Annotated in this window: 10 protein-coding genes; 8 read left to right on the plus strand and 2 right to left on the minus strand. The window is 56.5% G+C overall.

Annotated features, from left to right (window positions below; genetic code table 11):
* Nucleotides 1-4: 4 nt before the first annotated feature.
* On the plus strand, nucleotides 5-2,056 hold the full coding sequence (recG, locus tag MHI24_RS29445) for an ATP-dependent DNA helicase RecG (protein ID WP_340023100.1): 2,052 nt from the start codon (nucleotides 5-7) through the stop codon (nucleotides 2,054-2,056).
* 67 nt (nucleotides 2,057-2,123) lie between these two features.
* Nucleotides 2,124-2,411: a stage VI sporulation protein F gene (locus MHI24_RS29450; RefSeq protein ID WP_340023101.1), complete on the plus strand. Its 288-nt coding sequence runs from the start codon at nucleotides 2,124-2,126 to the stop codon at nucleotides 2,409-2,411.
* A gap of 92 nt (nucleotides 2,412-2,503) precedes the next feature.
* Here the strand turns inward: MHI24_RS29450 and MHI24_RS29455 are convergent, their stop codons facing one another.
* Nucleotides 2,504-3,376: a YitT family protein gene (locus tag MHI24_RS29455; RefSeq protein WP_340023102.1), complete on the minus strand. Its 873-nt coding sequence runs from the start codon at nucleotides 3,374-3,376 to the stop codon at nucleotides 2,504-2,506.
* Between the two features lie 286 nt (nucleotides 3,377-3,662).
* Here MHI24_RS29455 and MHI24_RS29460 point away from each other — a divergent pair, with 286 nt between their 5' ends.
* Both MHI24_RS29460 and MHI24_RS29465 read left to right on the plus strand, forming a co-directional pair.
* Complete coding sequence (locus tag MHI24_RS29460; RefSeq protein ID WP_340023103.1) at nucleotides 3,663-3,995, plus strand: DUF2500 domain-containing protein; 333 nt, start codon at nucleotides 3,663-3,665, stop codon at nucleotides 3,993-3,995.
* Between the two features lie 94 nt (nucleotides 3,996-4,089).
* Nucleotides 4,090-6,801: a cation-translocating P-type ATPase gene (locus MHI24_RS29465; protein ID WP_340026835.1), complete on the plus strand. Its 2,712-nt coding sequence runs from the start codon at nucleotides 4,090-4,092 to the stop codon at nucleotides 6,799-6,801.
* A gap of 72 nt (nucleotides 6,802-6,873) precedes the next feature.
* Here the strand turns inward: MHI24_RS29465 and MHI24_RS29470 are convergent, their stop codons facing one another.
* Nucleotides 6,874-7,815, minus strand: coding sequence for an NlpC/P60 family protein (locus MHI24_RS29470; protein WP_340023104.1), 942 nt, complete (start codon nucleotides 7,813-7,815; stop codon nucleotides 6,874-6,876).
* A 328-nt stretch (nucleotides 7,816-8,143) separates the two neighbouring features.
* On the opposite strand from MHI24_RS29470, the gene MHI24_RS29475 reads away from it, so the two are divergent.
* The 4 genes from MHI24_RS29475 (at nucleotide 8,144) to MHI24_RS29490 (ending at nucleotide 12,329) form a co-directional block, all read left to right on the plus strand.
* Entirely contained in the window at nucleotides 8,144-9,217 is a 1,074-nt protein-coding gene (locus MHI24_RS29475; RefSeq protein WP_340023105.1) for an ABC transporter substrate-binding protein, read from the plus strand.
* A 68-nt stretch (nucleotides 9,218-9,285) separates the two neighbouring features.
* Nucleotides 9,286-10,212, plus strand: a complete 927-nt coding sequence (locus MHI24_RS29480; protein ID WP_340023106.1) for an ABC transporter permease — start codon at nucleotides 9,286-9,288, stop codon at nucleotides 10,210-10,212.
* Entirely contained in the window at nucleotides 10,199-10,993 is a 795-nt protein-coding gene (locus MHI24_RS29485) for an ABC transporter ATP-binding protein (RefSeq protein WP_340023107.1), read from the plus strand. Before MHI24_RS29480 ends, MHI24_RS29485 begins: the two co-directional genes overlap by 14 nt.
* A 544-nt stretch (nucleotides 10,994-11,537) precedes the next feature.
* Nucleotides 11,538-12,329, plus strand: a complete 792-nt coding sequence (locus tag MHI24_RS29490; protein WP_340023108.1) for an SDR family NAD(P)-dependent oxidoreductase — start codon at nucleotides 11,538-11,540, stop codon at nucleotides 12,327-12,329.
* The last annotated feature ends 170 nt before the right edge of the window (nucleotides 12,330-12,499 follow it).

A 12,499-nucleotide genomic window follows, 5' to 3' on the forward strand; every position in this document is an offset into this window, starting at 1 on the left:
GAGCATGGTGCTGGCTTTGGAATCAATTGAAGTGAAACAAATAACTGGCGTGAGCGCTCAAAAGCAAAGCGAGCTTCACGCCTTTGGCGTCTTTACAGTGAAGGATCTGCTGGAGTATTATCCGTTCCGTTACGAGGATTTCCGGCCTAAGCCGCTCAGCGAGGTGAAGCATGGCGATAAGGCCACGGTGGTGGCTAAGGTTATCGGCATACCGGTGCTCCAGCGCTACGGCGGCAAATCGCGCATGAGCTGCAAGATGGTGGCTGAGCCGTGGATGTTCACCGCCACCTGGTTCAACCAGCATTATGCGCGTGAGCAGCTTACGGTGGGCCGCGAGGTGGTGCTGACAGGCAAATGGGACCAGAAGCGCAACCAGATCACGGTGACGAATTATGAGTTCCCTGACCGCGGAAGCGGCAAGACGGGAACGCTGCAGCCGGTCTATTCAGTGGGCGGCAAGATTACGCAATCGTGGATGCGCAAGATCATCGGCCAGGGGCTGCAGCAGTACGGGGAGATGATCCCTGAGATTCTGCCGCACAGTATTATGCGCAAATACGATTTCATGTCGCGTAAAAAGGCTATAGCGACCATTCACCAGCCGGAGGATACCCGTGAAGGCCAGCAGGGCAGGCGCCGGATGGTGTATGAGGAGCTGTTCCTGTTCCAGCTGAAGGTACAGGCCTTTCGTGTGCTGAACCGCGGCAGAATGGACGGTGTGGTCCATACGGTGGACAATGCGACGGTGCGGCAGTTTGTACGGAGCCTGCCCTTTGAGCTGACCGATGCCCAGAAGCATGTGGAACTGGAGATTCTGCAGGATATGCGCTCCGGGCACTGTATGAACCGGCTGCTGCAAGGGGATGTCGGCTCCGGCAAAACCGTGCTTGCGGCAATCGCGCTCTACGCCACGGTCAAATCGGGCTTTCAGGGTGCGCTGATGGTGCCGACCGAGATTCTGGCGGAGCAGCATATGCGTTCGCTTACCCGGATGTTTGAGCCGTTCGGCATCACGGTCGGTCTGTTAACCGGCAGTGTGAGCGGCCGCAAGCGCAAGGATCTGCTCGCCTCACTTCAGCTTGGCCTGCTGGATGTGGTGGTCGGAACCCATGCCCTGATCCAGGAGGATGTATTCTTCCGCTCTCTGGGGCTTGTCGTCACCGATGAGCAGCACCGCTTCGGGGTGAACCAGCGCAGTATTCTGCGGCGCAAGGGCTACAACCCGGATGTGCTGACCATGACGGCGACCCCGATTCCCCGGACACTCGCGATTACCGTTTTTGGCGACATGGATGTGTCTACACTGTCGGAGCGGCCGAAGGGCCGTGTGCCGATCACCACCTATTGGGTGAAGCCCGATATGATGGAACGGGTGCTGAAGCTGATCAGCCGGGAGATCGACCAGGGACGGCAGGCTTACCTGATCTGCCCGCTGATCGAGGAGTCAGAGAAGCTCGATGTGCAGAATGCGATTGATCTGCATGTGCAGATGTCGCAGGCTTTTCCGGGGTATAAGGTGGGGCTGCTGCACGGAAGAATGACGACGTCCGAGAAGGATGAGGTGATGCGGGACTTCTACCGCAACGAGGTGCAGCTCCTGGTCTCTACAACGGTGGTCGAGGTCGGCGTCGATGTTCCGAATGCCACACTGATGATCATTATGGATGCCGACCGCTTCGGGCTGTCCCAGCTGCACCAGCTGCGCGGCCGGGTCGGCAGAGGGGAGCATCCCTCCTACTGTGTGCTGATGGCTGATCCGAAGTCGGAGATCGGGCAGGAGCGGATGAGCGCGATGACCGACACGGATGACGGCTTCGAGGTCTCCCGGCGGGACCTGGAGCTGCGCGGGCCGGGGGATTTCTTCGGAACGAAGCAGAGCGGGCTGCCGGAGTTCCGGCTGGCGGATATGACCGCTGATTTCCAGGTGCTGGAGATGGCGCGCGATGATGCCGCAGAGCTGCTGCGGGATGCTTCGTTCTGGACTTCACCGGATTATGCCCCGCTGCGCACGTATTTGCAGCAGGAGCAGATTTTCCAGGGGGATTTAATTGACTGAAACAGGCACATGCCGGCACCCGGGCTCATATACTGTGAATGATTGGATATGACAGGAGGTGCTGTGCTTGGGTTATCAGCAATATGGAATCAGTCCGGCGCTGGTGGAACGCATCAAGACGAAGATGAAGAATCCGGCGGTGAAGGAACGCGTCAAGAATATGATTAAAGACATCTCCAAGCAGGAGCTGCAGGACACAGCGGTTGTCCGCAGGCTGGTGCGTAACGCAGCGGCTGTCATGAATGAGAAGCTGACCTCCGCGCAGGAGGAGCAGATTGTGAAATTCGTCATCGCCCAAAAGATTGATCCGAACAACACGTTTCATCTGATCCGCTTGTGGGGGATGTTCCGCTGAAATATCGTGTTCCGCTCCTTGGCTGCAAGCAAAAAAGCGTTCCGTGAATAACGGGAACGCTTTTTTGTATTATGCATGAACTGCCGTCCGGCTCACCCCGGCGGCTTATTGCGGAAGAGCGCCCGGATCCGGTTATTGCGGGCGGCGTTAATAACGATGGTGCTGTCCTTATCGCAGCCGTGCACGATGGAGGCCAGCTGCTCTTCCTCCAGTCTGCTCGCCAGACAGAAGACGGTGCCGGGCTGGCCGTCAGGGCCGGAGGACTCTACGAGCTTGACCTCGCGGTCCAGCGACTGCTGGAGCTTGCGGCGGATCTCCTCCGGCTTGCTGCTGGTAATCCAGACCGCCTGTGTGAGCGACAGGTCCCGCAGCGAGAACCTCAGCGCTTCAAAAGCCAGCAGGTAGGCGATAATGCTGTACATAGCCTGATCCCAGCCGAATAAGGAGCCGCCGTACAGCAGGATGGCGACATTGAACAGCATGATGGGCATCTCCGCCGACTTGGGCGGACCGCCGTTCAGCAGGCGGACGCTCTGCTGCTCGCTTCCCGCCGTCAGGCCGCCGAAGCGGACCGAGATGCCAAGGCCGAGGCCAAGGCACAGGCCGCCTGCAATGGCTGCAGGCAGCGGTTCGCTGACGGCAGCAGGGAAGTGGTGCAGGGCCAGCGAGCCGGCTGTAAGTCCAATCAGGCCCAGCATCGTATACAGTGCGAAGCGGAGACTGATCTGTCTGCGCGACATCAGAATAAAGGGCAGATTGAACAGGAACAGAAACAGGCCCAGGCGCATCTCGGTGAGATGGGCGATCAGGGCAGATAAGCCGGTGATTCCGCCCGGCAGCAGCTTGTGGGGCATCAGGAACAGTTCAAGCCCTACGGCAGCGATGAGGCCTCCACCTGTAACTGCGAGCAGACGCAGCGTCTTGGAATGCCTGCGGGGGGCCGCGCTTCTATAACGGATGTTCAACAAGATTTCCTCCTTTCAGCAGGAAACCGGTATTTGGGGAGCTGTGCGGAAATTGCATCTTCTAGTTTAAGCATAACATAGGATCTGTAGCGGGCCAAATGGATTGCGCTATTTTTACAAGGAAAAAAGAGCGAAAAAACGAAACCGGCGGTGCTACACTGCGTATGGTTAAGTAAATTGAACGTTTAGTGAACTTTTCAGCGAAGGAGCGGTACATATGCATCATATGGGACTAAATCACGTTCTTCTATATCCGGCAGCTTCAAGTGCTCACAGCGGAGGAGGCTTGAATGCGACTTTTGTGCTGCAGCTGATTCTCGTGCTGATTGCGTGCTTCGTTGCCTATACGATTGTGATGCAGATTAAAATCTGGATTACCAATTACACCAGTCCCGTAGAGTCGCGGTTAGCTACAGCGGTGACCAAACGGACAGAGGTCTGGGGCGGAAGAGGGTATCTGGCGGGCACACATACGAGTTACTATGTCACCTTTGAATTCAGGGACGGGAGCCGCAGGGAGCTGCAGGTGAAGCCCAAGGCCCATGCGCTGATAGTGGAAGGGGATACGGGCGAGCTGTCTTACCAGGGCAGCCGCTTCAGGGGATTCGCCCGGCATTAGAATTCTCCTGTTATTTTTGGGCAAAACTCCTTATATGGATAGAGTACACAGAATAGTTCATTAAGGAGCTGATGGCTTGAGTTCGGATTCTGCCATGGAGAAGAGTCAGGAAGGCACGTATTTTCACACGCTGGGTACTGAAGAGGTGCTGAAGCGGCTGGATAGCCGGAAGGAAGGGTTAACCGGGGAGCAGGCCGCCAGGCTGCTGGAGCGTTACGGCAGAAATATGCTGCAGGAAGCGAAGCGCAAGTCGCTGCTGGCCAAATTTATGGAGCAGTTCAAGAATGTGATGATCTTCATTCTGCTGGCGGCTGCGGTACTGTCGGGGATTCTCGGGGAATGGACCGATACGGTGATCATTCTGCTGGTTGTTGTGCTGAACGCCGTGCTTGGCGTCATTCAGGAGAACAAAGCGGAGCAGGCGCTGGAGGCGCTCAAAAGCATGTCCTCCCCGCTCGCCAGAGTGCGGCGGCAAGGCCAGGTGACCGAGATCAAAAGCGAGGAGCTTGTGCCCGGCGATATCGTCCTGCTGGAGGCCGGCAATGTGGTGCCTGCGGATCTGCGGCTGCTGGAGGCGGCTTCCCTCAAGACCGAAGAGGCTGCACTCACAGGAGAGTCCCTGCCTGCAGATAAGCAGACCGGCGTGCTTGAAGGAGCCGATCTTGTTATCGGGGACCGGACGAATATGGCTTATATGAGCAGCAGCGTCACTTACGGCCGGGGTGTAGGCGTGGTGACAGCAACCGGCATGAATACGGAAGTGGGGCGGATTGCCGGGTTCATCTCCGAGGCAGAGAATGAAATTACTCCTTTGCAAAAAAAGCTCGATGAGCTGGGCAAATACTTCACCTTCATTATCCTGGGGGTCTGTGTCGTCATCTTCGTTGTCGGCTGGCTTGAAGGCAGAGAGCTGCTGGATATGCTGCTGACCTCAATCTCGCTGGCTGTCGCTGCGATTCCTGAGGGTCTTCCGGCGATCGTGACGATCATACTGGCGCTTGGAGTTCAGCGGATGGCGGGGCGCAAGGCGATTATCCGCAAGCTGCCTGCCGTTGAGACGCTGGGCAGTACCGAGATCATCTGCTCAGACAAAACAGGCACCCTGACGCTGAATAAAATGACGGTGGAGAAGCTGGTCGTAGGCACTGAGGCGGTGGAGGCGGGTCCTGCGCTGAAGGATACCCCCGGAGGCGGACTGCTGCTGCAAGCGATGACCTTGTGCAACGATTCCAGCATTGATAACGGCGAAAATACGGCAGATTCAGCCGAGAGGGGCCAAAAGGCTGGCGGCACCCGCAGCGGCAAGGTCATCCTCGGTGATCCTACGGAAACGGCGCTGGTCGATTATGCGTTAAGCATAGGGATCGATAAACGGGAGCTGGAGGAGCGCCATCCGCGTGTAGCCGAGCTGCCGTTTGATTCCGACCGCAAGCTGATGACTACGATCCATAAGCTGGAGGACGGCCAATTCCGGGTGCTGACCAAGGGGGCGCCGGACGTGCTGGTGTCCAGATGCAGCCATATCTATGAGAACGGTGAGACGGTTCCGCTGACGGAGGAGCACACCCGCCGGATTGCCGCTGCTAACAAGCAGCTGGCGGACGAAGCCCTGCGGGTTCTGGCTTACGCTTACCGTGACGAGGCGGAGCTGCCGTCAGCGCCTTCGCCCGAAGCGACAGAGCAGGCGCTGGTGTTCGTGGGGCTGACCGGGATGATTGACCCGCCGCGCGAGGAGGTCCGGGACGCTGTGGCCGTATGCAGACGGGCGGGTATCCGGCCGGTGATGATTACCGGGGACCACCGGGACACGGCAGCGGCCATTGCCAAGCGGCTTGGCATCATAGAGGATGACAAGGCGGTGCTGACCGGCCGCGAGCTGGATGGGATCAGCGAGGGGGATTTTGCCGCAAGGGTGGCTGATTATTCCGTGTATGCCCGGGTCTCCCCGGAGCATAAGGTGCGGATCGTCAAGGCTTGGAGGCAGCAGGGCAAGATCGTGGCCATGACCGGTGACGGAGTCAATGATGCGCCTGCGCTAAAATCCGCTGATATCGGAGTAGGGATGGGCATTACCGGGACGGATGTGGCGAAGGGTGTATCGGATATGGTGCTGGCCGATGATAATTTTACGACGATTGTTGTTGCCGTGGAGGAAGGCCGGAAGGTATACAGCAATATCCGCAAAGCGATCCAGTTCCTGCTGTCGGCTAATCTCGGGGAAGTGGTGACGCTGTTCATCGCTACCTTGATCGGCTGGCGGATTCTGGAGCCCATTCATATTCTGTGGATCAACCTGGTGACGGATACCCTGCCTGCGCTAGCCCTGGGGCTGGAGAAGGCGGACCGTGATGCGATGGCGAAGAAGCCGCGGGCCTCCACCAGCAGTATCTTCTCCGGCGGGGTCGGCGTATCGATTATCTATCAGGGGCTGCTGGAGGCGGCGCTGACTCTCTTGGTCTATAACTGGGCGCATACACATTATGATGAGGGCGTGGCGGTCACGATGGCGTTCGCTACCCTGGGGCTGCTGCAGCTTACCCATGCCTTCAACGTCAGATCCAATACGAAATCGCTGTTCCAGATAGGGTTGTTCAGCAACCGCTTCATGCTGGGGGCTTCGGTCATCTCCGGGCTGCTGCTGGTGCTGGTTATTCTGATTCCGGGACTGAACGAATGGTTCGGGGTGGAGCATTTGAACGGCTTGCAGTGGGGCATCGTCTGCGGGGCGGCACTGGCGATCGTGGTCATTGTTGAGCTGGTGAAGCTGGTGCTGCGGATAAGCGGGCGGGGCAAGAATTGGGAGTAGTATAAAAAATGCAAGAAAGATACCGGCATCTGGTGCTGCCGGTGATCTTCCTTGCATTTTCTTCGTTAAAAGTTACAGCACACGCTGCATATGCAGCATCACATTGCTCCAATATCCGCTGTCCAGGTCGCTGATCTGCACACCGGGATCACCCCAGGTGTGAATGAATTTACCGCCGCCGATATAGATGCCGACATGGCCGGGAACGGCATCGCTCTCGAAGCGTCCGGGTACGGTGAAGAAGATCAGGTCCCCTGGCTCCAGCTCGCTCCGCGATACCCGTCTGCCGCGGTTATCCTGGTCTTTGGCCAGCCGGGGCAGATCGATGCCGAACTTCTGGAAGACATGGCGGGTGAAGGAGGAGCAGTCGAAGCGTTTGGTCTCCTCGTAAGGTCCGGCACCGAAGTCATAAGGGACACCAAGGAACTTTTTGGCGTAGGCAACTAATTCACCTGTGTCCACATTCGATACGCTCTGAATCCGCAGCGGCTTGGCCGCTTCCCCTGACCCGGCATTCGGCCCGGAGGTCTCTCTGTCCTTGGGAGGCGAGATATTGATCTCGCCCGTGGACGGATTCCAGCCCACCTCTGTCTGGAGCAGCTTGGACAGGGCGGTGGGTGTGATGTAGATTTGGCCTTCGCGCCGGATAGGGACATCCGGAAGGGTAATCCGCTGGCCTAATGAGAACACCTGGCTGGAATCCGGCTGCAGCATATACATGACATCGCTGTAGCCCAGCTTCGTATATCCGCCGCTTGAGGTGTCATCCTTCATCCTGTAACCGATGGATGCTGCCGCGGGCTTGAGCGGAATCCAGTATTTTCCTTCCTTGTCGGTATACGAATTCTTCTCATAGTAGCTGCCGGCAAAGCTGCCCGTGGGCGTAATGGAGTTGACTTTGGGAGTAGTATCTTTACTGGAATAGTTGCTGCAGGCTGCCGTACCGCCTGCGGCGGTGATCAGGATGGCGGCAGTCATGATGATTTTGCTGAATTGCGGCTTGATTATTGGCATTAGGCACACGCTCCATTTCCAAACTTTATATAAAGTGTGTGCAAGGCCGCATTTTTTATGTGCAGCAGGCTTTAGTAATCAATGTCAAGGAAAAGTACAGTCTGGAGAAGGGATTAAGCCTCCTTTGTGCGTGAATTGTAAAATATGGAGCGGACATAAATGATTGACGGGAAATCTGGCTACATATAATATATGTTTAATAGATCCGGGGAGCGGAGGACGGCAGGGAGACGGATATTTGCTTTAATGCTTTTATAGATGAAAGCGATAATGCTGAACCGCTAACCTTGATTGTCGCGCTGACCCATACAAGAAGAGGGGTTATCTGATGAAGAGAAACAAGATATGGCTGGGCCTGAGCATGGCTCTGATGCTCGTGGCAGCGGGCTGCGGGAACAATAATGCGGCGGATAATGCAGCAGGCAACGGAAACGCTCCGGCCAGCACCGCAGAGGCAACGGCAGACACTGGCGCTGCACAGGAGAACAAATCCTATACCATCGCTATTTCGCAGTATGTGGAGCATCCATCGCTGGATGCCACGCGTGAAGGCTTCATGGCCGCGCTGAAGGATGCTGGAATTGTTGAGGGTGAGAATCTGAAGGTGGATCTGGAGAATGCACAGGCGGATCAAGCCAACAACCTGTCGATCGCGCAGAAGATTGCCGGTGACAAGAATGATCTGGTGCTCGGGATCGCTACACCTTCAGCCCAGGCTGTTGTGCAGAATGTGAAGGACACACCAATTCTGTTCGCCGCTGTAACGGACCCGATCGATGCGAAGATTGTTACCGACCTTGAGCATCCCGGCGGCAATGTGTCCGGCGCTTCGGATACGAACCCTGAATCGATCACCCGGCTGATGCAATTCATCGCTGCTCAGTTCCCGCAGGTGAAGAAGCTGGGGCTTGTCATCAATGAAGGGGAGCCTAATGCTGTGGTTATGGCCGACATTGCCAAGCAAGAGCTGGACAAGCACGGCATCGAGCTGGTGAAGGCGCCGATTACCAACACCTCAGAGGTGAAGCAGGCCGCGGAATCGCTGGTTGGCCGGGCAGATGCGATCTACATTACGCTTGATAACTCTGTAGTCAGCGGTGTGGACACGATCATCCAGACGGCGAATGACAACAAGCTGCCATTCTTCTCGGCGGACCGCGATACGGTAGAGAAGGGCGCTTTTGCCACCGTGGGCTTCAAATACTATGACCATGGCTATCAGGTGGGCCAGATGGCTGTAGAGGTTCTGAAGAACGGTGCCAATCCTGGCGATATGAAGGTAACAATGCAGGAGAAGCTGGACCTCATCCTGAACCTGAAAGCGGCAGCAGCACAGGGGATTGAAGTAACGGATGCCATGAAGGCTGAAGTGGCTGATCCTGCGAACAATATCATTCAATAACATACAGACATTATTACGGGGCGTATCCAATATGGACGCCCTTTGCCGCTTGAAGGAGGAAGGCAGCGATGTACAATTCACTGATCGGCGCCCTGGAAATGGGCTTGCTGTACGCTTTTATGGCCCTTGGGGTCTATATTACATTCCGGATTCTTGATTTCCCGGATCTGACCGTGGACGGGAGCTTCACCACCGGAGGGGCTATTGCCGCAGTTATGATTACCCACGGCTATTCCCCGCTGCTGGCCACACTGTGCGCTCTGCTCGGAGGGATGGCGGCAGGCATGTGTACCGGACTGCTCCACACCAAAGGCAGGATCAATGGACTGCTCTCGGGGATTCTGATGATGATCGCGCTCTATTCCATTAATCTGCGGATTCTGGTCCGGCCCAATGTCTCGCTGATGGGGGACGATACGGTATTCAGCTCCATGAATCCGCTGCTCGTGATGCCGTTTGCCGTGCTGATCGTCAAAATCCTGATGGATCTGTTCCTGCGCACTGATCTCGGACTGGCCCTGCGGGCTACCGGTGACAATTCGCGGATGATCCGCAGCTTCGGGGTGAATACGGATACCACTACCATTCTGGGTATCAGTCTGGCGAATGGTATGGTGGCGCTCTCCGGGGCGCTTATTGCCCAATATTCTTCGTTCGCGGATTCATCGATGGGGATCGGGATGATCGTCATTGGTCTGGCCTCGGTGATTATCGGGGAAGCGATCTTCGGCGCCGGGAACGTCTTCCGGGCGACGCTGGCGGTCGTGCTCGGCTCGATTGTCTACCGGGTTGTCGTCGCCATGGCGCTGCGGGTGCCTTGGCTGAAGGCGTCCGATCTGAAGCTGATTACCGCTATTATCGTTATTATTGCTCTGGTGTTCCCGTCCGTTCAGCGGTTCATGAAGCAGAAGAGCCAGGCCCGCAAACGGACCGCCGAGCTTGCCGAGCTGGCCCAGCGCAGCAAGAGAGGAGGAGCCGCCAATGCTGAAGCTTGATAATGTCTCGAAGCTGTTCAACCCCGGCTCGCCGGATGAGAAGGTTGCCCTGCTCGGGATTGACCTGGAGCTGCGCGCCGGAGATTTCGTAACGATCATCGGCAGCAACGGGGCGGGCAAATCGACGCTGATGAATATCATCTCCGGTGTGATGAAGCCGGACCTCGGGGAAGCGCGTATCGAAGGCAGCTCGATCAGCCATCTGGCCGAATACCAGCGGGCGCGCTGGATCGGCCGGGTCTTCCAGGACCCGATGGCCGGGACCGCGCCGCATATGACGATTGAGGAGAATCTGGCCATGGCCTACAAGCGCGGACGGCCGCGCGGGCTATCGTTCGGGGTCAATGCGGCAAGGCGTAAAGTGTTCCGTGAACAGCTCAGCCGGCTGGGCATCGGCCTGGAGAACCGGCTGCGGGCCAAGGTCGGGCTGCTGTCCGGGGGCGAGCGGCAGGCGCTCAGCCTGCTGATGGCGACCTTCACCCAGCCGCAGATTCTGCTGCTGGATGAGCATACGGCAGCGCTTGACCCTTCGCGCGCCGAGCTGATTACTACGCTCACGGAGTCGATCGTGCGTGAGATGAAGCTGACCACGCTGATGGTCACGCACAATATGGATCAGGCGATCCGGCTGGGCAACCGCCTGATTATGATGGACAAGGGCTCAATTATTCTCGATTTCGATGAGCAGCGCAAGAAGGACCTGACGGTCGAGCGCCTGCTGGGCGAATTCGAAGCGATCAGCGGCCACAAGCTGGCCGATGACCGGATGATGCTGGGATAACGAATGAAGAGGGCTTGAGGCGCTGCCGGTTTGTACGGGCTGCGGCTCAAGCTTTTTTTGATTTATTAGGAAACTATAGTTTCTTCCTGCTGTGGGAAAGGTGTGCGTACATTTGTGAATAAGAGTTCTTGGGAAAATTCGTAGAGTGGCTTAATGCTAAATGTGACTGAAGGCTGAATGTATGTGAAAAACAACATACATTGTATTCGCAAGCAGGCATACGGCCTGTATGTATGTGAAAAACAGCATACATTGTGCTCGCATGCAGACATATGGACCAAATGTATGTGAAAAACAGTATACATTGTGTTCGCAAGCAGACGTATGGTCCAAAAGTATGTGAAAAACAGCATACATTGTGTTTGAGTCAAGGTAATCTTATTCATCTATCCTTTAGGGTGATTTTGTTCTTGTGCGGGGGATTTATGCTATGGGTGCAGGAACCGGGCACAATATAAGGGACATACCGATTCAACATGCGGGATGCGGGTAAAGTTAAGGAAGAACTGGACTGAACCACACAGACCTTAGGAGGCGACTGCATATGACTGCGAAGAAACTGGAGGGTAAAGTGGCAATCGTTACAGGAGGCGGCTCGGGCATTGGCCGGGCATCGGTACTGGAGTTCGCAAGGAACGGGGCCAAGGTGGCATTGCTGGACCGGACGGTAGAGAATGCGGAGGAGGTGGCTGCGCAGATCCGCCGGGAAGGCGGCGTAGCCACTGTATTTGAGTGCGATATTGCCGAGCCGCAGCAGGTCGAGCATGCCGTGAAGGAGGTTGTCAGCAAGTATGGACAACTGGATATTGTCTTCGCCAATGCCGGGATCAACGGGGCGATGACTCCGATTGAGACGATGGATATCGAGGCCTGGGACCAGACGATTCAGATTAATCTGCGGGGGACCTTCGCCACCGTCAAATATGCCATTCCCCATCTGAAGGAGAAGGGCGGCAGCATTCTGATCAACAGCTCCATTAACGGCAACCGGGTGTTCTCCAACATCGGGTTCTCCGCCTACAGCACAACGAAGGCCGGACAGGTCGCATTCATGAAAATGGCGGCGCTGGAGCTGGCCCAGTACAAAATCCGCGTCAACGCCATCTGTCCGGGAGCCATCACTACGAATATTGACGATAATACCTATCCTTCCGATGATCTGAAGGAAGTACAGATTCAGGTGGAATTCCCGGACGGCGGCCAGCCGCTGGAGAAGGGACCCGGACGTCCGGATCAGGTAGCCAAGCTGGCGCTGTTCCTGGCCTCGGAGGATTCGGATCATATCAGCGGAACCGAAATCTTCTGTGACGGGGCAGAGTCGCTGCTGCACGGCTGATTCTTCTAGAAGCTGTCAATTGTTCATAGGATGAATAATGTAAAGTCTTGGCCGAAGCGGACAGTGTTCCATGGCCGGACCCGCGGGCAGTTGCTGCCCCGGGCTCCGGCCAGCAGGAGCGGCGGTCCGTTTCTTGTTGCCGGAACTGTAAATTGAGGTGAAGTTTGCGG

The sequence above is a fragment of the Paenibacillus sp. FSL K6-1096 genome, from assembly GCF_037977055.1.
Lineage (GTDB): Bacteria > Bacillota > Bacilli > Paenibacillales > Paenibacillaceae > Paenibacillus_AQ.